Below are 22425 nucleotides of genomic sequence, written 5' to 3' on the forward strand. Positions count from 1 at the left end.
TGACAATGAACCAGCGACTTGGATCATCCATCAAGAACTGCGCGAGGCTGTTCGTTCAGTTCTATGACGTACGTTCCGGCGCCTGCTTTTGAAGCAAACTCCGAACCTGAACAAATGCACGAAAGGTTGCGCACGTAGTTATGTTGGGGAAAAGACCATATCCGCTCGACCTGATCTATGTGCCTGTGAAACGGGCGAAAACACTTGATCAACAAAAAGTTCTGACGCTGGCCGAAGATATCCTGAAGAACGGCCAGAAGACCCCGATCCAGATACGCACGGACAACGAGAGGTTCGTACTGATTGCAGGCCTTCATCGATTAGAGGCTATTCGCGCCCTGGGCGGTGATACGGTCGATGCCTATCTGGTACGCGCCAGGCTACACTAAATGCCCATTGGAATTGGCGTTTGACAAAGCCTCGGAAAATGTCAGCAGACGCTGACTTTTTTCATCCCAAAGATGCAACCGTGCGCAATGAAGGCTCTCAAATAAAGTAATACGCTGGCAATTTTCCAACTCAGAATGGTCACGCAAAACCTCGTTTATAGCGCTAATTCTCTGCGCTTGTGCCAACGGCCGCTTCTGCTTAGCTGTCTCGCAACAACCTACACCAACATTCGAGTGATCATAGACGCAGTGATCTAGTCATCTGGTTGCGTTTCTAAGCCGAACGATCGCTTTGTTGCGCGCCAACGTCGAAAAGCGATGAATGCAAATCCGAGTAGGATGGCCAAATCGATGACGATCAACGCGGCTGCGACCGGACGGTCAAGGAATATCCAGTAGCCATCTCGGGATATCAGCAACGAGCGGCGTAGATTTGCCTCAAGAATTGGACCTAGGATCAAACCCAACACGATGGGAGCAAGCGGGTATTTCGCCAAACGAAACAGAATGCCGACCAGCCCAAAGCCCAGCATGACCCACAGGTCAAACACCGAACCCTGCAGGGCATACGTTCCGATACAACACAAGATGAGAATTGCCGGAATCAGGTAGAGTTTCGGGATCAACAAAACTCGAATAAAAAATGGAGCCGCGAGAATGCCTGCAAACAGCAACATGACATTCGACGCCATATAGACGAGAAACAGGCCCCCCACGAACTCTGGATTCATCGTGAACATTTCGGGGCCCGGGACGAAGCCAAGGATCAAAAGCGCACCCAACAGTATTGCCGACGAAGCGTCCCCGGGGATGCCAAGGGCCAGCGTGGGAACCAGCGTGCCGCCCACGGTTGCATTGTTGGCTGCCTCGGTCGCAATGACGCCGCCTTCGGCGCCTTCGCCATATTTCTCATCCGGTTTGGCGAATGACTTGGCAATAGCATAAGAACTGAACGAACTGATGTCGCCGCCCGCACCAGGAAGAGAGCCGAAGAATACACCGACGAAAGATGACCGCAGCATATTCTTCCAGTGCCTCATCACCAGAAACACAGATCTGAAACTGGGCTTGGCGATCTCGATCGTGGGTCGACCCAACAGGTCGCCCCTTGCGACTTGAAAGACCATCTCGGAGATCGCAAAGAGCCCGACGACTACGGCAACTATGTGGAACCCATCAAGCATGTGGTGCGACCCGAAGGTGAACCGATACCCCGTTGAGAATGCGTCGGATCCGATGGTCGACAATAGCAGACCAAAGCAACAGGCCATCAGGCCCTTTACCAAAGTGCCCTCGGAAATCAGCGAAATGGTCAATAGCCCGGTGACGGCCAGCATCGTATATTCGGGTGGGGCAAAATTACTGGCAAAGGACGCGAGTACGGGCGAAGCGGTGATCAAAACAACGCCGCCGACAAGCCCACCCAATGAGGATGCCGCAAGCGCAAGGCCAATAGCTTTGGAGGCCTGTCCTTTCTGGGCCATTGGGAAACCGTCCAGCAACGTAGCTGCTGCGATGGGTGTGCCAGGTATTCGAAGCAAAATTGCTGACACAGCGCCTCCGCAGGAGCCTCCGACGAAAATGGAAATGAGGAAACCCATCCCTGCTAGGGGCGGCAGGCCTATGGCCACCGGCAAAAGCAGAATGATACCCATCAAGGGTCCAAGCCCCGGTAAGGCACCGACAAGCAAACCGATCAGGATGCCCGCGAAGGTCAAAGCAATAGCGAGGGGCGAGAAAAACAGCTCAAAGCCGCCGAGAAGGGATTCAAACATCAAAGCTCACCAGGGGATATTCAGACCGAAGATGCCGCCCGGCAGCACGACGTTCAGGACCTTTTCAAAGACAAAAGCCAGAACGAAGGCCAATGAAAGCGCAAATCCCACAATAACGCCAGCGTTGCGGGCTCCACAGAGCATCATGACTGCCGCCACCATGGGCGCAGTTGACAGATGGTATCCCAGCCAACCGAGGCAAATCAGGTAGATTGTAAAGATGACAAGCAAACCGACCGACCGCCGCAAGGCCGAAGGAGAAGTAGTTTCTGATTGTTCTGCATTGCTTGAGGTGAAATTGCGGACCAATTGGACGGCAAGAAGCCCCAACATAAGTATCGCGATGCTGCGCGGATAGCTGGCTGCGTTGTCATATGGGCCGCCAGATGCAATCCCTTGCTCGGACATGGACGTCGCTATCTGTTGGAAGACCAGCGCGCCGAGGCCCGCGAAAAACGCGAGCCCCGTCCATTCTGCAAGCTTGGCCGACAGCTTCATCTTATTGCAGCTTTTTGAGCTCTTCTTCTTCCCATTCCAGCGCGCTGCCCATGGCCCCGAGTTGGTCTTTCACGCCACCGACAACCTCGTCGTACATGGTGTAGTCATAGGGCAAAGGCACGAAGCCAACTTGCCGGATTGCTGCTTTGACATCATCTCGAGCCATTGCCGCGGCCATTGCTTCGCGAAGCTTGTCCACGACGTCCGCTGGTGTTTCCGGGTGAACAATCCACCATGTCCAGCCCATCGGGCCCAGTTTGGATAGACCTGTGTCAAACTCAATGTCATCCAGTCCGGGCGCGCCGTCGAATGCCGCTTTAGAGTCTTCCAGTTCGGACAGAACCAGCATGATGTTGAACGCGGATGGATCAGACTTGTAATTGCCGACATTTACAAAAGAGAAATCCAGAACGCCAGATTTCAAGTCTTTTGCGGCGTTACCGTCCTGCGTGTAGGGCACGTTCTGGGCAACACAGTCATGCGCCTGAAGCACCTTCGAGATCACCATGTGCGGCAGGTTGTTTCGCGAACCAGAGGAATAGCGAAGCTCTCCACGATTGGCCGCGCAGTATTCCATAAGCCCGGCAAAGTCGTCCCAGCGGCTCTCCTCGGTGCGCCCGCCAATTGCGAAGGCGTTCGAATGAGCCGATTGCAGTGGCGTGAATTCTGTGTAGTCCCATTCGGCTTTACCCAGGATCGGTGCGAGAACCAGCGGAGCCACGTAGGAGTCCATGATGGTGTACCCATCCGCTGGTTTGCTCATGGCGGTCGTCTGTGCCTTGGTTCCCGGCCCGCCCGTCACCGACAAAACGGTCATGTCAACACCAAGCTCTTCACCCATTGCCTTGGCGATGACCTGGCTCACCGAAGACCCTGTGCCGGGTCCCCAGGGGTGAATGACCTCGATTGTACGTTCCGGGAATTCGGCTATGGCTGCGGTCGCGGTCAGCCCAGCTACAGCTGCGGCGGTCAGTGTTTTGAATGGTGTTTTCATGACTTGGGTCTCCTCCTGTCAGTGTGTTTGTCAACGTCCTTGATGGGGCGTTTCTTGGAATTCGGATCGGACAGCCCAAACCGATCATAAATTTCGAGCGGTGCGTCGTGCCTCTGAAAATGTGCGGAAATGTGCGCCGAAAGCCGGGCGACGATGGCAGAGTCGCGAACAGGCTGCGTCTGACCCGGGTCGGCATCGAGATCGTAAAGCGCAGTTTCGCACTCTTCGAGCGTTTGACCGTCTTGCCCGACTTGGCTGTTCTTCGAGTCGAGCGTGAGCTTCATAAGCGGGACGCCCTTAGTGAAGTCGAACGGCCCTGCCAGCTCCGCCGACCGCAATTCGCCAACGTCGAAGGGACCTGTCATGTGGGTCGGCATCAGCGTGTATATACTGAGTTCGGAGCCTTCCTCTTCCTCGGGATATCGGAAATAGCTATAGCGCCCGTCTGTTACACAGACCGGCCCGCCAAACATGCCAAGTGCGACGGAGGCGTGCCCCGGAACATCACTGGTCAGGGAGGGGACCAGCGACGTTCCGGTGACACCAGGAGGAGCCTTGCAACCATGAATGTCGAGCATCGTCGGCATCAAGTCGGGTGTCTGGCATAAAGCGGCCCGCCGGGTCCCTCTTTCGCCATCCGGATGCGCGATCATCAGGGGAATGTGCGAGATTTCCTCGTAGTAGGGCATTCGGTTCTTGCCCCACCAGTCGTGTTCGGACAGTAGAAACCCGTGATCTGTCGTCAAGATCAGACAGGTATCGTTCCAGAGCGCGTGTTCATCGAAGTAATCCAGTAACTTGCCGAAATACTCGTCGCACATGGCTACAAGGGCAGCGTAGTTACCTCGGATTTCGGCGATCTCTTCAGCGGAGTTCGTTGCCTTCTCGTAAATTGGCCAATCAAGGATCTTGCCCTTGTATCCGCTTCGATAGGCCTCCTTGAACCGCTCCGGCGCAACGAAGGGCTCATGTGGGTCAAAGCACTCAAGTTGCAAAAACCAGTCGTCAGACTCGCGGTTGAGATCAAGGAACTCGAAGGCGGCAGAGAAACACTTTGCAGTTGGGAAATCAGCTTCGGTTTCGAGGAACTGGGCGTTGATTGCTGCGCGGGATTTCTTCCAAGCGACTTTTGAGGAGTTTCCGCGTGTTGCCGTGCCGTTTGGCAGTCCGTCCAACGGATAGTGCCGCGCGTCAAATGCCTCCCTTAGTCGGTCGACCGGCGGTGCCACGAGAACCTTCAGCGGATCGTATTCCTGGCCCCGTATGTAATCCCAGCTATCGAAGGCATTCGCATAGCCCCAACCGCCATCCTCGAAATAGTGCAAATGGTCCGAGATCAGATGCGTGTAGGTGCCGTTCTGGCTGAGAATGCGGGCATAAGAGTCATCGAATGGCTCCAGCGGCCCCCAATGTCGATGCATGAAGTTCAGCCGTCCCGTATGCATGTCACGCCGCGCAGGCATGCAGGGAAGGCTACCTACATAGTATTTGTCGAAGGTCACAGCTCGCCGTGCGAAACGGTCGAAGTTCGGCGTTGCGATGGCCGTTCCGCCATAGGCACCAAGTGCCAGGCGGTTGAGCGAGTCGAATAGAACAAAAACGGTCCGCATCGCCCCTCCCAAAGCAATTCCCACGGCTGACACATACATTGCGGTATTAAAGAAATTCTGTAAAATCGAAGTATCGACTACATTCATTCAAAAAGTGAATATCTTGGAAAGAAACCTCGCCGCCTTTCTCGCCGTCGCCGCGCACGGATCGCTTACGGAAGCTTCGGATGAGCTCGGCGTTACCCAACCGTCCGTTACCAAGCGGATCGCAAACCTTGAAGCAAGCTACGGCACACCGCTCTTCGAAAGGGATCGGCGGGGGATGCGTCTTACCGAAGCGGGCAGGATGCTTCTGGAAAATGCCGAAAGGATCGCACTAGAATACCGTCTGTCACGCGAGAAGATCGGTGCCATCGCATCGCCAGGACTTTCCGTCTTGCGCGTTGGAGCGGGTCCGCTCTTTCACCTCAGCTGTGTCGCGAGTCTTTTTACCGAACTCAAAACCCGTTTTCCCGACCTTCGGCTCGATCTAAAAACCGATATGACTCAGCATGCGCGCGAAGCATTGCTGAGCGGCGAGATCGACCTGTATCTCGGTGTCCTTGACGGCGTTGGCCTGGAGACCGAACTCTCATCCACTACGGTGACCGAGGTGGAGCACGGTGTCGTTATGCGGCCGGACCATCCGGCAGCAGGCCAGGCCGCCATCGATATCCGCGAGCTTGCAGGACAGCAATGGGTCATATTCGGCAACGATCCCGAGACCGAAAGCAGGTTTCGCACATTGCTTAAACCCACACCTGCCACCCAGGATGTCATCGACATTCGGACGACCTCGTTCACGACCGGCTTGCAACTTGTCCGTGAAGGGCCGTTCATCATGTCGGCTCCGCTGCAACTGGCTTCTCGTGTCGCGAAAGAGGGTTTGGTCATACGGCCTACCGAGCAAGGCCTGCCGAGGAGACAGGCTGGTGTCCACCTACGTCGCAGCGCGCTCAACTACGGTGTGATGAAGGTCTGTCTGGCGTTCTTCGAGCGGTTTGAGTTTCGATAGCGGACATTGGTTGCACCCGCAGCATTTTTGTACTTTGGGCTCGAACCGGTCATCTGAGGGTTTCAGTTGGCCATCAGAGGCATCCGGTGCGTGCGGTGTCTGCTCTGCGGGACAAGGACGAAACCGCTTTCGCGGTATTGGCGCTTGCGCCGGGTGGTGCATGCTGATGTGGTCGGCGTGGATTTTGCGAACTGACGAGCCTGTCTGACGATTGGGACCTTCTCAAACTGATGACAGGAGGTTCCGATGGCGGACCAATATGTACCGGCGCTGCGCCAGCGTTTTCTCGAAGACATGCAGATCAAGGGACTGCAGCCGAAGACACAAACGATGTACCTGCGGGCGATGCGGGAGTTCACGCGGTATCTGGGTCATTCGCCCGACAGCGCGACACCGGAGGAGTTGCGGGCGTTTCAACTCGACATGAAGGAGCGCGGCGTGAGCGCGCCGACCTTCAATAATCGGCTGACCGTACTGAGCTTCTTTTGCGCAACCACATGCCCGCGGCCTGAGATGAAGCGGCACATGCGGTATCAGCGGGCGGCGAAGAAGATCCCCATTGTGCTCAGCGCCGAAGAAGTGACGCGCATTCTGGAGGCTGCACCCGGGCCCGGGCTGAGATACAGGGCTGCCTTCAGTGTCGCCTATGGCGGCGGGCTCAGGGCCAGCGAGGTCACGCATCTCAAGGTGGGCGACATCGACAGCGACCGGATGCTCATCCGCGTTGATCAGGGAAAGGGGCGCAAGGATCGCCATGTGATGCTGTCGCCGAGCCTGCTGGACCTCCTGCGCGATTATTATCGCGAGGCGCGGCCGGCAGGTTGGCTCTTTCCCGGGCGCAACCGGGTTGATCCGATTTCGACGCGGCAGTTCAACCGCGCTTTCGGGGTGGCCTGTGACTTCGCTGAGATCAGGAAGAAGGTCTCGCACCATACGTTACGGCACAGCTTTGCCACACATCTGCTGGAGGGTGGGACGGATATCCGGGTGATCCAGGTGCTGCTCGGGCATGCCAAGCTGGAGACCACGACGATCTACACCAAGGTGGCGACCAAGACGATCCGGGATGTCACCAGCCCGCTTGATCTGCTGGTGCGACAGAAGGCTGGCACCGGATAATCCCCGGCTCCAATGTCCCGCCCCAGACTGGAGGTTGCGGATATCTTCCGCGCCCATGGCCCTGCCTATCGCAAAGCGCATGTGGGCCACCTGAACCTGCCGCAGTTGAAGGTGATGTCCGCGATCGAGACCTGCCGAACCGCTGCGCTCGGTGGCCATGTCGCCGCCTGTACCAAGTGCGATCATCAGCACATCGCCTACAACTCCTGTCGCAACCGGCATTGCCCGAAGTGCCAAGGCAGCGCGGCACAGGACTGGATGCAGGCGCGCATGGAGGACCTGCTGCCGGTCGAGTACTTCCATGTGGTGTTCACGCTGCCTGCGGAGGTCGCGGTCGTTGCGTACCAGAACAAGGCGGCGGTCTATGGTCTGCTGTTCAAGGCCTCGGCGCAGACGCTCCTGACCATCGCAGCCGATCCGAAACAACTCGGCGCCCGGATCGGCATGACGAGCGTGCTGCACACATGGGGTTCGGCGATGACGCACCATCCGCATGTGCATGTCATCGTACCTGGCGGCGGACTGTCACCGGATGGCGCTCAATGGGTCGCCTGCCGCCCAGGGTTTTTCCTGCCGGTAAAGGTACTGTCACGGCTGTTCCGGCGTCTGTTCCTCGAAGGGTTGGCCAGGTTGCACCAAGCGGGGAAGCTGCGCTTCTTCGGCGATCTATCAGAGTTGGCCGACCCGGATACCTTCCAGGCCTATCTCGCGCCGCTGCGCAATTCCGACTGGGTCGTCTACGCCAAGCCACCCTTCGGCGGGCCGGAGGCCGTGCTGCCCTATCTCAGCCGATACACACACCGGGTCGCAATCTCCAATCATCGCCTGATTAGCGCGGATACCGACACCGTGGCCTTCCGGTGGAAGGACTACCGCATCAAGCGCGGCGACCGGATGAAGGTCATGCGGCTGCCTACGGGTGAGTTCATCCGCCGCTTCCTGATCCACGTCCTGCCCACCGGCTTCCACCGCATCCGCCACGCGGGCTTCCTCGCCAACGGCATCCGTCGTGACAGGATCGCGATGATCCGGCGCTTGTTGGATACGGAGCCAGCACCCGACCAGGCACCGGATGAAGGGACGAGCGACGACCCCGATGACCGGGCCGCTCTTCCGCCTTGCCCGAAATGCGGCGGGGCCATGATCATTATCGAGACCTTCCTACGCGGCCAAATTCCAAAATCCCGCGTACCGCCATGGGGGGACGTCGCATGATCCAACCGTCACACCCGGCCCCGTCAGATGGGCGCGCCGGGCCAGTCAACGCGGCCAGTCCGCCAAAAACAGCGCTGCACGAGGCTCATTGCCACAGAGAAATGGGTCGACACGCTACACGGTGGCCAAAAGATCAACGCGCCTGCTCGGATCAGCATGGCAGGCTTCGCTGTTCACCGCATCGCTGACCCAAGCCCCGGGCCAAAATCCCCATAGCAATAAAAGCCGCCCGCGCTTTCCTCCTTGTCAGATTTGTCGCCGCTGCAGCTCGCGCTGACAGCAGCCACAAACCTTGGACTTTGCTGCCATCCGCATTTTTGCTTCAAAGGGCCGCAGTCCGCCCCAAGCGGTCCTTCTCAGCCAAGCATTGCAATTTAGTAAACCCGCAAGGAAGCGGCATTTAGACTGATTCCGCCCAAAGCCCGCGTCCACAGCGCAATCCCCAGAACTAACTTGGCAATATCAGGTTCAATACGGGCGACACGCGTACCAATGTTGCCCGATTAGTCAGTTGCGAAGCAGTAAAACAAACCTGCCCCGCCGGAACGCGGCAGATGTTCCTCACCGCAACCGCGCGAACCGTGCGATGAGTTCCAGGACAACATATTTCGGGCATCATTGAGACCTACACGGTCATGGTGTCCGACAATCGCAGACCCATCTTCACTATTCGAAGTCCAGTTGCTGCATGTCGTATCGCCACCTGCCGTTGAGAAATGTCCGGCGGAATCGGAGCCCGTCAAAATGTCATGTTTGTTCGGCTGACTGCCACGCCCATTGACAGGGTTACCATTTTCGTCGAGCGCGGTCTGAAGGTTAATATTCACGCTGTCGCTGTGCAGGTCCTCAACACTGTTGGCGATGAGTTCTCCATCGGCATTATGCCACGGACCCGATCCGATCCGGTCGCGTGCAGAAACGCCATTGGTGATTGTCATCGGGTCGGTACTGCGATCAATGGACATTGAGGTGCTCAGATAGGCCGCGAAAGTCTTGGAAGAACCGGTCGCGGAGGCAAGCGCATTGCAATGAGCATCGGCGCCTTCGAGGCCACCTAAGTTGGCACCGTCGCCCTTGCCCACACTTGTGATGAAGAACGACATCTCCTCGCCTGCCGATTGCGCCTGTGCGGTCGCCGCGATACAGCAGATTAGGAGTGCAACAACCCCGTGGGCAGTTTTTCGTTTGGTGAACTTCGACATGTGTGTCTCCCTTCGTGCTGTGTGATCACTGATGCTAGCCGTATGTAACAATCGGGTCCATCCGAGTAACAGATGTATGACACTGTGGTGCCAGCGCCATTCACGACAGCCGGTCGAGCATGACCGGCCCTACGGCCCTGTTCATCTTTATCCTAATCCTGTCTTACGTGTTAAGCACGATAGCTCATCTGTTCCTAGGATCTCTTGTAACGATTGACTGAGGCTCGTGACCGAATGACACAAAAATTTGCTCTTTGGTCCATTCCGATTTCCATTGCGGTACTGGCTCTGAAACTGGTGGCTGACGGGCTCGGTGGCGTTGTTGTCAGACGCAATGGAATCAACCGTGAACGTCGTTGCGGCGCTGCTGGCGTATTTCGCAGTTCGCGTTGCAAACAAGCCTCCTGACGAAAACCACCCCTTTGGTCACAAAAAAGCTGAGTACCTTTCCGCTGTCGTCGAGGGCGTACTGATTGTGCTGGCGGTGTTCTTGATCATCAGAGAAGCCGTACTGGCGCTCCCGAACCTGCATCTTGAGGATGCGCCGCTTCTTGGAATCGTCGTCAATGTCATTGCAACGGGTGTGAATGGCGCATGGGCTTACCTATTGCTCAAAACTGGCGGGCGCGAGGGTTCGCCTGCATTGGAGGCAAGCTCCCGGCACATTTTCACAGATGTCATGACCTCAGTTGGTGTCATCGCAGGTCTGATACTTGTACTTGTCACCGGCTGGCTGATCCTCGATCCGATCCTGGCAATTCTTGTTGCGCTGAACATCTTGTGGGAGGGATGGAAAGTTATTCGGGCTTCCGTCGATGGTCTGATGGATGTGACACTGTCGGAGCATGACTTGCAGACTGTTTCCAACGCAATCGAAGCAAATCTCAGCGCAGCCTTAGAGTACCACGACCTCAAAGGGCTTAGATCCGCGAATGTTATCTTCGTGGAGTTTCACCTTGTTGTGGACGGCGCAATGCCAGTCAGTGCAGCGCATGATATATGCAATGACATCGAGGAAGAATTGGAGCGTTTGTATCCGGGTTCTGTCTTTGTCATTCACCTCGAACCTGATGACGAGTTGAAGGGTGACGGGGTTAGCGACCACTAAACTGGTCACATGGCTCAGCAAAAACTCTATAGGTTTGTCTGATCTGACTAAGACGTTCGGCTTGAAATTCGTCAGACCTAAGCCCGATGTGGGAAAGCCGAACCAGAAGTAACCTGTCTCCAACGTCACGAAGCGTGATGCTTAAAATTGGAGGCGAAAATGAAAATTCAAAGAAAGCTGGGTCAACTTCTTTGTACAGCGGCGTTGGCTTCGTTGATTGCGGCGACGCCTTATGTGCCAGTGTTTGATGCCGATGGTCGCCTACATTTTGAACCATCATATGCCTTTGCCAAGAGCGGCAAGGGGAAAGACGGGGATGGTCGCGACGATGATCGGGATGATGATCGTGACGACGACAGAGATGATGACCGCGACGACAACTCGGGGTCGGGCAATAGCGGCCGTGGTGGTGACCGGGACGATGATCGTGATGACGATAGAGACGATGATCGCGACGACGACCGAGATGATGATGATGACTCCAAACGCTCCAACAAAGGCAGCGGAAAGAAGGATCGGTCTCAAGCAGGGGGCAAGCCGTCGGGTTCGGCTGGGATAACAAAGGTCGAAACAAACGCTAACGGCATTGAAGTGCGTTACGCCGACGGAACCAAGGAGGAGATCGAAAACGGGCGGTATGAGAGAAAGAATGCTCAGAACCGAACTATTGAGGAGCGTCCCGCGACCGGTGCTGACGTCTCAAGGCTTCGTTCTTTGGCAAATGGCATCTCAATCGACAACGTGCGCTCTTCAGGGCAAGGCGGCACTGCTGGAAGTCGGCCCACGAAAATCGAACGCCAGGGCAACAACATCGAAGTGAACTATGCCAATGGTTGGAAAGAGGAGATCGAGTTTGGGCGCTACGAGTTGAAAGACCCGTACAACCGGACTGTTGTCGAGAGAAACGCAACGGCCTTTGATCGCCGTAGGTTACAGTCGGTTACCAACTGAACAGCAACACCAGTCGATAATCCGTTGGCGGCTTCTGATTTGAGAGGGGCCGCCATCGTCGTTAAAGAGACTGCTGTTAATCTCACTTGTTCCAAACATCATGTGCAATAAGCGCGGCCTCTACCCGATTGCGCGCATGAAGCTTGGACAGGATTGCCGTCATGTAGTGCTTTACGGTTTTTTCCTGAAGGTCTAACTCGTCAGCGATTTCACGATTACTTAGTCCTTTGGCCACACGTCTCAGTATTTCTTCCTCACGATGCGTAAGATCATCGAGAATGCTGCTGTTAATAGACATGCCGCTGTCAGCATTGATTTGCAGCAATACTCGCGAGGCCAAGCCCGGAGAAACGAACCCTTCACCTGCGGCGATGCTGCGTAAGGAAGCGGTTAGTTCGCTCGCGGTTACTCCCTTCACAATGTACCCAATCGCGCCCGCCTCCAAGGCGTCCGCGACATCGCTGCTGTTCTCTGAGACCGTCAAGATTGCAATGACGGGCGGATTTGCCATCGCTGCAATTGTACGTGTCGCGCTTATCCCGCCACCGGGCATAGAGAGGTCAAGAATAGCTATGTCCGGCTGATGCTTGCCGACCAGCGATACTGCCTCTTCAGCGTTGGACCCAGCGGCCAAAACTTCGAAACCATCAGCTTCATCCAACGTGCGTTGCAAACCATCCCTGAATATTGGGTGATCATCAGCTATTACGACAGATGTAGTCATGATGTGCCTAACTTTCTGGGAAAGAGTGTCATAGCAATGGTGGTGCCTTCGCCCGGTCTCGATACGACTTCGAACCTGCCACCAATACTCTCGACCCGATCCCGCAAGCCCATAAGCCCCTGGCCACCATCGTCTCGCAGCGCGGTTTCTTCTGACTTGTCAAAACCAGGTCCGTCGTCTTTGACCTGGACAACTATGCGGTCGTTCTGCGCCTCAGCGATAACAGTGCAATTGGAAGCTGGAGCATATCTCGCGGCATTGGAAAGCGTCTCCTGGAGGAACCGAAAAACGCACAGCTTGTCGGACAATGACAACTCTGGGGCCTGGCTACCCAGGAATGAAACATCCGGTCGCAACGGGCTGTGTTCGGCATGATCCTCTACGGCTCTCTTCACAACATCGACGAGTGACAGGCTGTCGATGTCCGGAGCGGACAGCCCTCGCGATATTGCACGAATTTCAGCCAGAGATTTTTGCAAAGACTGCTGAATTTCCTCGGCCTCTTTAGGCTTTTTGGACTCTTCGGAAAACGCCGCTTCCAGTCTAAGGGCGGCGAGCGACAGGTATTGCGCAGGACCGTCATGCAGTTCGGCACCGAGTTTCTTGAGGAACCGATCTGTTTGCGTGGCATATCTTTCTGACGCCTCGACCACACGCGACCGCAGCAGCGCATTCTGCTCAGCCATCCTCTCACTTTCTGTCAGGCGCTGATTAAGAAGAGCCCCCTGTCGTCGAATAGTTTTGTCGCCAATTGCAACAATGGAATACAGAACAATCGTACTTGCCAGAAATGCGGAGCCGACGACCAACCAACTTGTTCGCCTGGCCTTGGCTAAGTCTAACTCAAGCTGATCAGCTCTTTCGTAGAACTCCGCAACTGCAATGATTTCGCCTGACCAGAGTTCGCGGATGGGGCTGTAAACTTCAAGCAGTGGTATCCCCAATGCCGCCTCGGCGGCGCTCTCGGCATGATCAAGCTCTTCGAAAGAGCCGGAGATATCACCGCTCCACGCCCGCCTTAAGTCATCCGTTGGATTGAAACGGTTTCCGATGATGTCTGTATCAGAGGCATGTGCAATCACACTGCCTTGCTTCCAGAATTTGTAGGAGACAATGCGGTCGCGCATTGGCTGGGTCATGAAAATCTCGTCCAGCGCCAGGCTCGCCTGTTCTGAGAGGCGGTCGCCATGTGCCAATTCCTGGCTGAGCGGGGATACTACGCTTTCCATATACAGCGCTGCGGAGTTGGCGGAGTTTTGGACGACTGCGTTCTGGATTCGATTTGACACCCAGACCCCGACAATTGCGGTAGCAGTGCTCATCACAACGATGCTGGCCGCAAGAAACACTCGCGACAACGACCAATTGCCAATCGTCAGGTCGGATACTCTCGCTCTCATCGTGAAATCGACTATGAACTACAATCTGTTACCGCACCACAGACCTTGGTCTGACGCGATCTGGCTAAATCTCAGACCCTTTGGTTCCGCCCAGCGGCCAGAGTCAGATATCATCCATCGTTCTCAGTCTTTGCAGCATCGGGCATTGAACGTTTCCGCTATCACAATTGGCCGTAAGCTCACTCAAGGCGTGCTCCAGGCGTCTGAGCACATCAATCTTGCTTCGAACGCTGGCAATGTGTGCCTCGGCCAATTCTTTCACTGACCGGCAGTCTTCGGCACTTCCTTCTGACAGCTCCAAAAGCGCCTTTGCGTCAGATAGAGGAAACCCCAGGTCGCGGCATTTCTTCAAAAACCGAAGTCTACCCACATCGTTTGCGGAATAGAGGCGACGATTGTTCAGAGCTCGTGCGGGTCTTGGTACGATACCTTCGCGTTCGTAATAGCGGATGGTTTCTACTCCGACCCCGGATTGCCGGGAAGCCTCACCTATCGCAATCATGTGAAGTGTCCCCTCTTGATCCTGTAGTTACTACAGGAGTTATACGTTCTGAATGCCGGTGCCTCAACACAATCAAATCGCCTACCCAAGGAGCGAGAGATGAAGAAGTATGTGACATTCAGCTACCTGGGATCGGTTTCCGCTTTGGGGGTAGCAACATGCTGTGTTCTTCCAATGGCCATGATGTTGTTAGGCTTGGGTGGCAGTTGGTTGGCGGTATTCGGAAGAATAGCGGCGGCAAGCTACTATGTTCTCGCCATGTCAACAGCGCTGGTCGCGGTTTCATGGATCGTAGCGCATCGAAACGGGACGATGGCAAATCTGAAATGGTGGCTTGTTGGAAGCTCAGCGATCACCGCGCTGGCATGGATCATCGTGTTCAATGAGGCTCAAATCAACGATTATCTAATCATGCAGATGTGAGACAATGACAAAACAAACTGTGGTGCTGGATAGCACTTTGACTTGTCCTGAGTGCGGACACATTGAAACCGAAAGAATGCCAACCGACACGTGCCAGTGGTTTTATGAATGCAAATCATGCAAGGCAGTCTTGAAGCCACTAGAAGGCGATTGCTGTGTTTTTTGTTCCTACGCAACTGTCCCATGTCCGCCAATTCAAGAGGGCAGTTCGTGCTGCGGTTAGAGGCAATCCCGGCTTCCAAAGTTCAGTGCTCGTGGCGGCACAGCTCATGATCGGCGAGTGAAGCAAGCACGTAGCGGTGCTCTGACACCCCATCTCCACTACAACCTTTTGAAATCCGGTTCAGTTCTTTCTCAAGTGCGCGGAGCCTTCTGACTTTTGCTTGGATTCAACTGCGCGGGACGGGAGCTACCATTGATGCGAATGGCTTGTATGTATCGAGCGCTTCGCCACGGCGATAATGTAAGAAAGAATTTGACCGCTAAAAGCAAGGCGGCTGAAACAGCACTCTTATAGGAAGCAGGCGTCACCGCACACTTTCAGGCAAAACAGGCTTAACCCAAGGTGTTGCCGGTGATGAAGGTGTACGAACTTTCCACCAGATCGATGACGGCCTCCAGTTCTTCTGGTGTCGTCGGAGTATAGATCATGACAAAGCCGCTCCACCCAGGACGTTGATTGGCCCACGGGTGCGCTACCGCCCAACCCGCCTCAATTGCCCTTCGCGCCATTGCTGGGTCGAGCGAGGCGTGCAGGCTGCCATCTGGGTGCATATGCGCAAATTCAAACCCACCGACGATAGAGTTCGGTTGAGCCAACAACATGTCGGGATCAAGCTGAAAGCCAATCGCGCCGGGTAGTGATATTCGTGTCGGACCAAGTGTGACCCCTGGGAGTTGCGCGACACGCTCCAGCAATAGCTGGGCCAAACCGGCATCAATTTCGACACCAATCTGGGTATGTGGTACGCCGCTTGTCGTCTCGGGACGGGGCGAAGTGCGCTCTGGCAAGGAGCGTTCTTGTGTGGATGCCGACTGGCACGTCAATGCCACCGCCGTTACAGCAACCGCCAATATTCTCAGGTGCACATTCATCGTGTTGACCATCCGCCAATCAAAAAGATTGTGTGCCAACCGCCGTACCAGTGCCCTTGCACACATTATTCAGCCTTTAACGCTTCTATATTGATCAAGAGCTCTATCTCGTCGCTCACTGCTGGCGCAAACGCCCCAAGTCCGAATTCAGACCGCACGATGGTCGCCGTGGCTGCCAGCCCCAAGGTCGGGGTGCCCTCCTTTGCACCAAACGGATATGGCGCTGACTTGTTGAGCGTCGTTTCCAGTACAACAGGTTTGGTGATGCCATTCATGGTCAGGTCGCCAGAAATATTCGCGGAATTGTCCCCGGTGACTTCGATGCTGGTTGAGGCGAATGTGACCACGTCACCGTCACTCGCGCTGAAAAAGTCATCAGACATGAAGTGTTGCAAACGGGCATCCCAGCCCGTGATCATGGATTTCACAGGCATAGACACTGTGACAGATGACCCAGACGGATCATCTTCGTCGAACTCAATCTCACCGCTAAAGCCCGAGAACATTCCATATGTTTCTGAGAACCCGATGTGGTTGTAGCTGAACAATACCTGACTGTGTCCAGGAACCAGCTCGTAAGTGCCGCTCTCGGACAATGCGGTTGTCGCGCCCATCGATAAGAGTACCGCCAGCGGGGTTGCTGCCACTTTGAACATTGATACGCTCCCATTTTGACAAGACGTGTTCGCGGATTTGAGTATTGAGCTTTAGTTTTTAGCTAGCCATACTTATAGAACATGATGCTCTACTGCGCAACAAGATGTTCTATAGGAGGGGCGATTGAAAGAAGATCCCAGGCTGATCGCCACACGGCAGGCCGCGCTTGATGCTGCGCAAAAGATACTGATGGATGAAGGCGTGCTGCACGTAACTCATGGCGCAGTTTCAAAGGCAACAGGCATTTCGCGCAGTACACTTTACAGGCACTGGCCAGACGCGCGTAGTCTGCGTGATGCAGCATTCCGGCGCATAGCAACACCGCCGAACATACCACCCAAAACCGATGGCCCGCTGCGATCTGACCTGCGCTGGTTACTCGGAGTACTGATGGGAGCCTTGAATGACACACCATGGGGCCAAATCGCGCCTCAGGTGGTCGCTGCTGCGTCCACCGATGCAGAAGTGCGGTTGGTGATCACTGAATTCATGAAAGACAGGTTCGCAAGTGTTGAAGCAGTATTTTCAGCCGCAATAGACCGCGGTGAGATCACCGCCGACGTTCCGGTTGACCAATTCATAGAACTGGCAGTCGCTGCACCTTATTTCCGCAAGCTCATTCGTCACGAGGCACTGGACGAGGATTGGCTGGATCGACATGTTGATCTGCTTTGCAGTATCGCGAAAACCAATTCGGGACAGTGACCATCGCCTGACTTTGCAATCAAAGCGACCTGCAACAGGCGCGAGATATCGGCAGAACAGCAAGTAATGATCAATAGCGTGTCCAGCCAGTTCCTAATAGCGGCTGCTCCAAATGGTCTTATCAAACGTTTGCTATGATCGTCCGCCGAGGTTTGCAAAGTCTGCTTTCCTGCGCATAGCTGTAATTAGGGCATCGTGCAGCATAGATCATGTTGGGCTCGGACCGGACGTTGTCTGCGACAAACCAAATTGGTCGAATGAGCCCATTGCTGCCGTCGACCGAGCTTCGGTCTTTCGCATGTGCGGCACGTAGCGAACCGCACATTCCGGACGTTCAAAACCCGGTGTCGGATAGCAGGTGAGCGGGACTTAGTTGCCGTTGGTCAATTGCATTCAAAAAGCTGCTCTCGGTACCTAAGCGGAACTTCGGCAAATCTACCGGGCCTAAGAAAACGACCTACGTTTGGGCCAGAAAATGCTTCAGTTACAGGTCTCACTGTGCCTCCCCCCACCGATTACGCCCGATACTTGGCAAGTTCATTCCAAACCAATTCAACCGCGGCAGACGTGTTCTGCGACTTGCGCGCTGCGCAAATGTTCCATGTCAGGTTCTGTTTCATCGACACGGGTCTGACAGTCTTTGTGCGGATCAGTTCCGCGAACGTGTCCGGCATCCCTCCCACCACGAAGTCAGGCTCCGCCAACAACCCAGTCAGGAGGTTGTAGTCGTCGCATTCGATATGCGGCTGTGCATTAACCTTGTCGACCGCCTCGGCACCGCCACCAAGTGCCTTCGTCAAGGCAGCTTTCCAGTGTTTGTGCAGATGCGGTGATGCAAAGGGATAATCGAATATGCCCGCCATGGTTTGGGGACCGCGCTGGTGAATCTCGTGATCTCGATGAGCGACGAATTGAATGGGTTGCTTCTCCATCACCATGATCTCAACATCTTCAGCTTCAGGAGTGTAGGTCAGATCGCCGAGGAACACGTCGAATTCGCCCGCCTGCAACAAGTCGAGTGGACGCGCATAGGCACTTACCAGAATTCGGAAACGCAGGTCAGGCATCCCCTGTCGCACGACGCGTAAGACAGGCAGGATCAAAGTTCTTGTGGTGAGCGGACCGCACCCAATCAGCAAAGTGCCCGGCCCGGTTTCGCGCAATCCAGCCACGCGAGCTGCATAGCGGTTCAGATCTTCGCGCAATGCCTGCGCTATTGGCAGAAACTCTTGCCCCGCGCGTGTCAACGTGCTGCTGTTTCGACTGCGATGGAACAAAACAAGGCCCGTGTGATCCTCGGCCTGCCCGACATAGCGGGACAACGACGCGTTGGAGACACCCATCATACGAGCCGCATTTTGAAAGCTGCCGGTTTCAGCCAATGCCAGAAAGGCGGTCAATGCGTTTTCGTTCATCGTGCGGCCAATTTCATTTCAGGTTTCGTGTTTTAGATTTCACAATATGAAATCATGGTAAAGCTCTGTTGCGACGCGAAACTCTCAATCGCTATCCCTGATGGACCCTTCGATATCGTCTTCTGCGTCCACTGAGGTAAAAATGTTCATTCTTCGATCCATAGCGGTTTCCGCCACTCTGACCACGGCGACGTTCTGTGCCCTGCCGGCTTTGGCTCAAGCCGATCAACCCAATATTCTTGTCATCATGGCTGACGATGTCGGCTGGGCCAGCCTTGGCAGTTACCATCAGGGTGTGAAAAGCATCAAAACTCCCAACCTGGATCAACTGGCCGCCGACGGCATGCGTCTGACGGACTATTATGCTCAACCAAGCTGCACTGCTGGGCGGTCAGCATTTATCACCGGACAATTGCCTGTTCGCACCGGAATGCACACGGTTGGCTTGCCCGGAGACCCTGAAAAAGGTCTGAGCGAGGATGATCCAACCCTGGCCAATATGCTGAAATCTCTGGGCTATACGACCGGGCAATTTGGCAAGAACCACTTGGGAGATATGAATAAATTCCTGCCGACGGTGAAGGGCTTTGATGAATATTGGGGCTGGCTCTATCATTTGAACGCGATGGAATACACATCCGATCCCGACTGGCCGACGGATCAGAATTTCAACGATACATTTGGCCCTCGGAACATCATTCATGCCTATGCTACGGATACTGTCGATGAAACTGTGGACCCACGCTGGGGTCTGGTTGGCAAGCAACGCATCATCGACGATGGCCCGGCCCCGCCCGAACGCCAAAAGACGCTGGACGACGAGGTGACAGCCCACACGCTGGACTTCATCAACCGCGCAGTCGACAGCGATACGCCGTTCTTTGTCTGGATGGCACCGGCGCGCGCGCATGTCTGGACCCATCTGAGCCCTGAATACGAGGCCATGCTGGGCGACGGGCGCGGTTTGCAGGACGTCGTGATGAAAGAGTTGGACGACAACGTGGGCAAAGTCATGGCGCGACTGAACCAGCTGGGCGTCTCAGACAACACGATTGTTGTCTTTACGTCTGACAACGGCCCCGAAACCATGACCTGGCCGGACGGTGGAACAACACCATTCCATGGCGAAAAGGGCACAACCTGGGAAGGTGGTTTCCGCGTCCCGGCCATCATTCGCTGGCCCGGAAAAGTCCCGGCCGGAACCGTGAGTAACGGTATTTTTGCCGGTCTTGATTGGATGCCCACCCTTGTTGCCGCCGCCGGAGGGCCGGGCGATCTGCCGGACTCCTTGCTGCAAGGCTATGAAGGCTATCAAGTGCATCTCGATGGATATAACCAACTGTCTTTCCTGACTGGTGAGGGGGAGAGCAGCCGAGACGAGATCATCTACTACGAAGGACCGGACCTGCAAGCTGTACGCCATGGTGACTGGAAAGCACATTTCACGATCCAATCCGAAGGCTGGGCTGGCCCCAAGGAGGAACTGAACGCACCCCTGCTGTTCAACCTGCGTCGCGATCCTTACGAAAAAGCGGCCGAGGAATCCGGGATGTACACCCGCTGGATGGGCAACAAGATGTGGGCCTTTGGTCCTGCGGCCAAAATCGTCCAAAACCACCTGGCTACGTTCAAGGATTATCCCCCGAGAGGATCGGACGTCACCAATCAGTCTCACGTCGAAGAACAGGTTTCGACTGAAGGCGGGATGTCACAGTAGAAATCAATTCACGGGAGGCACCAATCCTTGCCTCCCGATCCATACAGGAATTTGCGGGAAAACACCTGCTGAATCGCGTTCGCTTCACGCATTGAAACGCCTTTTGGACACGGCGCAGCGTCAGTCACTATGGGTTCATATGCAGACGTAATGTCGTCGTTGAGGCGTCTGCCACGCACACGCGTAGCCATTCGTTTCAAATCAACTATCGAAAACGAACCATCAAAGATGCCAAGCAGTCGATGCAAAGAGAGGTCCAATACCCAAATGTGTGTTGACTTGCCTGATATCACATACGCGCCGATACTTCGTACTACTAGAAGGGTTTGCAATTCAGGGAGTTCGGAGTGCTCGACGGTGCGATGCTTGTGTGGTTTTTGCTGACCGGTGCCAGCGTGGCATTCGTCGTTTGGGATTCAATTACTAATGGCGTGACCAGTTGGGTTCAACGTTTGGCTTGGATTCTGGTGACGATCTATTCGGGACCAGTCGGACTGTTTTTCTACCTCACCACCTGCCGCCGCCCATTCCTGGGCGGGCATGACCGTTTCACGCGCGCAACGTGGAAACAAGGGGTCAATAGCGAGATGCACTGTTTGGCGGGCGACGCTACCGGGATCATAGTTGCCGCAATCCTCGTTCATTTCCTCGCCCTTCCGAATGGCTGGAACATCACCGTCGAGTACGTCTTCGGTTTCGTCTCGGGGCTTTTCATCTTTCAGGCCCTTATGATGCTTTCGATGTATGGAAGTTATGCAGAAGCTGTCAGAAAGACGCTTTTTGCAGAGACCGTGTCAATGAACATGGTAATGACGGGCATGATCCCCACGATGGTACTGTTAGCGTCGGCTTGGCCTGAATCGGAAGACCCACTCTCGCCGACTTTCTGGTTTCGCATGAGTTTGGCGACAATTGTGGGTGGTTTTGTTGCATTCCCGATCAATCGTTGGCTGGTGGCCAATCACTTGAAACACGGTTGTATGACCCAACCCGGTACCGATGGCCCGGCACCGGGCAACGGTCACGTGTCTTCAGAGATGAATGGCATGTCACATGGCGAAATGGAGAACATGCCCAGTCACAGCATGGGTATGAGGAACCTGCCTTCGCACTCCATGTTCCTTTGGGTCGTTGGCACCTACGCGATCCTACTGATTGCACTCTGGGCGACTTCGCAAGTTACACCCATCCATTTTTAGAGCTTCAAAACCTGTTGGGTACCTAAATCACGACGACATTGTAGGCCAAAGCGAATGCTCACCGAGCTGACCACGCAAAACCGCAATCTTAACCAGATGCCCAGTTTTTACTCGTGCGGAAGATTACGGCTGGCCTGCACCTCCTGAATATCGTTGGGCCAAGTGGACCGTATGTAGGCGAGAATGTCCCAAATATCGTCATCGGTGAGGGTGTCCCCAAATCCGGGCATGCCACTTGCAAAGCCGTCGACGCCACGCGCGGCTAACGCCATTTCACCTCCTAGCCGAGTGTATTCGAACAGAAGCTGGTTGTCGTGGTGCCATGTATGCCCGGTCTCGTCATGTGGCGGCGCAGGAAGAATACCGTTGTCGTCAGGCGTCTGCCAATCCGGGTGTCCTTCGAGATCGGCGCCATGGCAGGACGCGCAGTACTCGGCGTAGAGGGTCTGCCCTTTGGCCAAGTTCCGGTCCTCCATTTCGTGACCAGCACTTGCACCCGTTGCGAAGCTGGCAAATGTGACGATTAAAAAGTTCCACTTGATCATTGGATACCTCAATTCGGTAGGGTCAAGACGCTAGTGAGCGTCGCGGTTGCCGCAAGGACCACCAGAATGATTACGGCTTCGATTTCAATGGAGCGTGCCAAGTGGCGGGCAGCTTTGTCGTCCCCGGACTGCATGGCCGGAACGAAGCGGAGCTTGTTTGCGGCTGCCAACGTCAAGACCAAGACAAC

Annotated in this window: 24 protein-coding genes; 11 read left to right on the plus strand and 13 right to left on the minus strand. The window is 55.2% G+C overall.

What is annotated here, in order from left to right; all coding sequences use genetic code 11:
* The first annotated feature begins 140 nt into the window (after positions 1-140).
* A complete protein-coding gene (locus ACR0K4_RS22360; protein ID WP_480516777.1) occupies positions 141-389 on the plus strand; it encodes a ParB N-terminal domain-containing protein in 249 nt (82 codons plus the stop codon).
* 254 nt (positions 390-643) lie between these two features.
* Here ACR0K4_RS22360 and ACR0K4_RS22365 read toward each other — a convergent pair whose 3' ends face one another.
* Genes ACR0K4_RS22365 through ACR0K4_RS22380 form a run of 4 tightly spaced genes read right to left on the minus strand, consistent with a single transcriptional unit; the run spans position 644 to position 5353 of the window.
* Positions 644-2164: a tripartite tricarboxylate transporter permease gene (locus ACR0K4_RS22365; protein ID WP_480855835.1), complete on the minus strand. Its 1521-nt coding sequence runs from the start codon at positions 2162-2164 to the stop codon at positions 644-646.
* Between the two features lie 6 nt (positions 2165-2170).
* Positions 2171-2662: a tripartite tricarboxylate transporter TctB family protein gene (locus tag ACR0K4_RS22370; RefSeq protein ID WP_480516781.1), complete on the minus strand. Its 492-nt coding sequence runs from the start codon at positions 2660-2662 to the stop codon at positions 2171-2173.
* Between the two features lies 1 nt (position 2663).
* Entirely contained in the window at positions 2664-3656 is a 993-nt protein-coding gene (locus ACR0K4_RS22375) for a Bug family tripartite tricarboxylate transporter substrate binding protein (protein WP_480855836.1), read from the minus strand.
* Positions 3653-5353, minus strand: coding sequence for a sulfatase (locus ACR0K4_RS22380; protein ID WP_480855837.1), 1701 nt, complete (start codon positions 5351-5353; stop codon positions 3653-3655). Before ACR0K4_RS22380 ends, ACR0K4_RS22375 begins: the two co-directional genes overlap by 4 nt.
* Positions 5354-5369: 16 nt before the next feature.
* Between ACR0K4_RS22380 and ACR0K4_RS22385 the strand changes: the two genes are divergently transcribed.
* The 3 genes from ACR0K4_RS22385 (at position 5370) to ACR0K4_RS22395 (ending at position 8594) form a co-directional block, all read left to right on the plus strand.
* Positions 5370-6260, plus strand: coding sequence for a LysR family transcriptional regulator (locus tag ACR0K4_RS22385; RefSeq protein WP_480855838.1), 891 nt, complete (start codon positions 5370-5372; stop codon positions 6258-6260).
* 246 nt (positions 6261-6506) lie between these two features.
* Positions 6507-7379: a tyrosine-type recombinase/integrase gene (locus ACR0K4_RS22390; RefSeq protein WP_480855839.1), complete on the plus strand. Its 873-nt coding sequence runs from the start codon at positions 6507-6509 to the stop codon at positions 7377-7379.
* 12 nt (positions 7380-7391) lie between these two features.
* A complete protein-coding gene (locus tag ACR0K4_RS22395; RefSeq protein ID WP_480855840.1) occupies positions 7392-8594 on the plus strand; it encodes an IS91 family transposase in 1203 nt (400 codons plus the stop codon).
* A gap of 503 nt (positions 8595-9097) precedes the next feature.
* Here the strand turns inward: ACR0K4_RS22395 and ACR0K4_RS22400 are convergent.
* Positions 9098-9796: a hypothetical protein gene (locus tag ACR0K4_RS22400; RefSeq protein WP_480855841.1), complete on the minus strand. Its 699-nt coding sequence runs from the start codon at positions 9794-9796 to the stop codon at positions 9098-9100.
* Positions 9797-10142: 346 nt separating this feature from the next.
* Here ACR0K4_RS22400 and ACR0K4_RS22405 point away from each other — a divergent pair, with 346 nt between their 5' ends.
* Positions 10143-10904 (plus strand): cation diffusion facilitator family transporter, encoded by a 762-nt coding sequence (locus ACR0K4_RS22405; RefSeq protein WP_480855842.1) that lies wholly within the window; start codon positions 10143-10145, stop codon positions 10902-10904.
* Positions 10905-11063: 159 nt separating this feature from the next.
* On the plus strand, positions 11064-11855 hold the full coding sequence (locus ACR0K4_RS22410) for a hypothetical protein (protein ID WP_480855843.1): 792 nt from the start codon (positions 11064-11066) through the stop codon (positions 11853-11855).
* 82 nt (positions 11856-11937) lie between these two features.
* On the opposite strand, the gene ACR0K4_RS22415 is transcribed toward ACR0K4_RS22410, so the two are convergent.
* From ACR0K4_RS22415 to ACR0K4_RS22425, 3 genes are all read right to left on the minus strand, one after another.
* A complete protein-coding gene (locus ACR0K4_RS22415) occupies positions 11938-12579 on the minus strand; it encodes a response regulator (RefSeq protein ID WP_480516795.1) in 642 nt (213 codons plus the stop codon).
* Positions 12576-13901, minus strand: coding sequence for a sensor histidine kinase (locus tag ACR0K4_RS22420; protein ID WP_480855844.1), 1326 nt, complete (start codon positions 13899-13901; stop codon positions 12576-12578). The genes ACR0K4_RS22415 and ACR0K4_RS22420 overlap by 4 nt, the downstream gene beginning before the upstream one ends.
* A 181-nt stretch (positions 13902-14082) precedes the next feature.
* Complete coding sequence (locus ACR0K4_RS22425; protein WP_480855845.1) at positions 14083-14481, minus strand: MerR family transcriptional regulator; 399 nt, start codon at positions 14479-14481, stop codon at positions 14083-14085.
* A 99-nt stretch (positions 14482-14580) separates the two neighbouring features.
* On the opposite strand from ACR0K4_RS22425, the gene ACR0K4_RS22430 reads away from it, so the two are divergent.
* Complete coding sequence (locus tag ACR0K4_RS22430) at positions 14581-14904, plus strand: hypothetical protein (protein WP_480516801.1); 324 nt, start codon at positions 14581-14583, stop codon at positions 14902-14904.
* Between the two features lie 4 nt (positions 14905-14908).
* Positions 14909-15127 (plus strand): GDCCVxC domain-containing (seleno)protein, encoded by a 219-nt coding sequence (locus ACR0K4_RS22435; protein ID WP_480628430.1) that lies wholly within the window; start codon positions 14909-14911, stop codon positions 15125-15127.
* A gap of 332 nt (positions 15128-15459) precedes the next feature.
* Here the strand turns inward: ACR0K4_RS22435 and ACR0K4_RS22440 are convergent, their stop codons facing one another.
* Together ACR0K4_RS22440 and ACR0K4_RS22445 are read right to left on the minus strand one after the other, a co-directional pair.
* Positions 15460-16038 carry a luciferase domain-containing protein gene (locus ACR0K4_RS22440; RefSeq protein WP_480516805.1) on the minus strand — a complete coding sequence of 193 codons (579 nt, stop codon included), beginning with the start codon at positions 16036-16038 and terminating at the stop codon, positions 15460-15462.
* 26 nt (positions 16039-16064) lie between these two features.
* Complete coding sequence (locus ACR0K4_RS22445) at positions 16065-16655, minus strand: YceI family protein (protein WP_480855846.1); 591 nt, start codon at positions 16653-16655, stop codon at positions 16065-16067.
* Between the two features lie 124 nt (positions 16656-16779).
* Here ACR0K4_RS22445 and ACR0K4_RS22450 point away from each other — a divergent pair, with 124 nt between their 5' ends.
* Positions 16780-17361 carry a TetR/AcrR family transcriptional regulator gene (locus ACR0K4_RS22450; RefSeq protein WP_480855847.1) on the plus strand — a complete coding sequence of 194 codons (582 nt, stop codon included), beginning with the start codon at positions 16780-16782 and terminating at the stop codon, positions 17359-17361.
* Between the two features lie 515 nt (positions 17362-17876).
* Here ACR0K4_RS22450 and ACR0K4_RS22455 read toward each other — a convergent pair.
* Entirely contained in the window at positions 17877-18776 is a 900-nt protein-coding gene (locus ACR0K4_RS22455) for a LysR family transcriptional regulator (RefSeq protein WP_480855848.1), read from the minus strand.
* A gap of 142 nt (positions 18777-18918) precedes the next feature.
* On the opposite strand from ACR0K4_RS22455, the gene ACR0K4_RS22460 reads away from it, so the two are divergent.
* A complete protein-coding gene (locus ACR0K4_RS22460; protein WP_480855849.1) occupies positions 18919-20493 on the plus strand; it encodes an arylsulfatase in 1575 nt (524 codons plus the stop codon).
* Positions 20494-20840: 347 nt separating this feature from the next.
* Complete coding sequence (locus tag ACR0K4_RS22465) at positions 20841-21692, plus strand: DUF4396 domain-containing protein (RefSeq protein ID WP_480855850.1); 852 nt, start codon at positions 20841-20843, stop codon at positions 21690-21692.
* Positions 21693-21799: 107 nt separating this feature from the next.
* Here the strand turns inward: ACR0K4_RS22465 and ACR0K4_RS22470 are convergent, their stop codons facing one another.
* Both ACR0K4_RS22470 and ACR0K4_RS22475 read right to left on the minus strand, forming a co-directional pair.
* A complete protein-coding gene (locus ACR0K4_RS22470; protein WP_480855851.1) occupies positions 21800-22237 on the minus strand; it encodes a c-type cytochrome in 438 nt (145 codons plus the stop codon).
* An 8-nt stretch (positions 22238-22245) separates the two neighbouring features.
* Positions 22246-22419 carry a CopD family protein gene (locus ACR0K4_RS22475; RefSeq protein WP_480855852.1) on the minus strand — a complete coding sequence of 58 codons (174 nt, stop codon included), beginning with the start codon at positions 22417-22419 and terminating at the stop codon, positions 22246-22248.
* Positions 22420-22425: the final 6 nt, after the last annotated feature.

The organism is Ruegeria sp. K11 (assembly GCF_056531905.1).

Excerpts from the sequence above, each read along its gene's own strand:
- ACR0K4_RS22360 (WP_480516777.1), top strand. The coding sequence starts at position 141 with ATGTTGGGGAAAAGACCATATCCGCTCGACCTGATCTATGTGCCTGTG.
- ACR0K4_RS22365 (WP_480855835.1), bottom strand. The coding sequence starts at position 2,164 with ATGTTTGAATCCCTTCTCGGCGGCTTTGAGCTGTTTTTCTCGCCCCTC.
- ACR0K4_RS22370 (WP_480516781.1), bottom strand. The coding sequence starts at position 2,662 with ATGAAGCTGTCGGCCAAGCTTGCAGAATGGACGGGGCTCGCGTTTTTC.
- ACR0K4_RS22375 (WP_480855836.1), bottom strand. The coding sequence starts at position 3,656 with ATGAAAACACCATTCAAAACACTGACCGCCGCAGCTGTAGCTGGGCTG.
- ACR0K4_RS22380 (WP_480855837.1), bottom strand. The coding sequence starts at position 5,353 with ATGAATGTAGTCGATACTTCGATTTTACAGAATTTCTTTAATACCGCA.
- ACR0K4_RS22390 (WP_480855839.1), top strand. The coding sequence starts at position 6,507 with ATGGCGGACCAATATGTACCGGCGCTGCGCCAGCGTTTTCTCGAAGAC.
- ACR0K4_RS22395 (WP_480855840.1), top strand. The coding sequence starts at position 7,392 with ATGTCCCGCCCCAGACTGGAGGTTGCGGATATCTTCCGCGCCCATGGC.
- ACR0K4_RS22400 (WP_480855841.1), bottom strand. The coding sequence starts at position 9,796 with ATGTCGAAGTTCACCAAACGAAAAACTGCCCACGGGGTTGTTGCACTC.
- ACR0K4_RS22410 (WP_480855843.1), top strand. The coding sequence starts at position 11,064 with ATGAAAATTCAAAGAAAGCTGGGTCAACTTCTTTGTACAGCGGCGTTG.
- ACR0K4_RS22415 (WP_480516795.1), bottom strand. The coding sequence starts at position 12,579 with ATGACTACATCTGTCGTAATAGCTGATGATCACCCAATATTCAGGGAT.
- ACR0K4_RS22420 (WP_480855844.1), bottom strand. The coding sequence starts at position 13,901 with ATGAGCACTGCTACCGCAATTGTCGGGGTCTGGGTGTCAAATCGAATC.
- ACR0K4_RS22425 (WP_480855845.1), bottom strand. The coding sequence starts at position 14,481 with ATGATTGCGATAGGTGAGGCTTCCCGGCAATCCGGGGTCGGAGTAGAA.
- ACR0K4_RS22430 (WP_480516801.1), top strand. The coding sequence starts at position 14,581 with ATGAAGAAGTATGTGACATTCAGCTACCTGGGATCGGTTTCCGCTTTG.
- ACR0K4_RS22435 (WP_480628430.1), top strand. The coding sequence starts at position 14,909 with ATGACAAAACAAACTGTGGTGCTGGATAGCACTTTGACTTGTCCTGAG.
- ACR0K4_RS22445 (WP_480855846.1), bottom strand. The coding sequence starts at position 16,655 with ATGTTCAAAGTGGCAGCAACCCCGCTGGCGGTACTCTTATCGATGGGC.
- ACR0K4_RS22455 (WP_480855848.1), bottom strand. The coding sequence starts at position 18,776 with ATGAACGAAAACGCATTGACCGCCTTTCTGGCATTGGCTGAAACCGGC.
- ACR0K4_RS22460 (WP_480855849.1), top strand. The coding sequence starts at position 18,919 with ATGTTCATTCTTCGATCCATAGCGGTTTCCGCCACTCTGACCACGGCG.
- ACR0K4_RS22470 (WP_480855851.1), bottom strand. The coding sequence starts at position 22,237 with ATGATCAAGTGGAACTTTTTAATCGTCACATTTGCCAGCTTCGCAACG.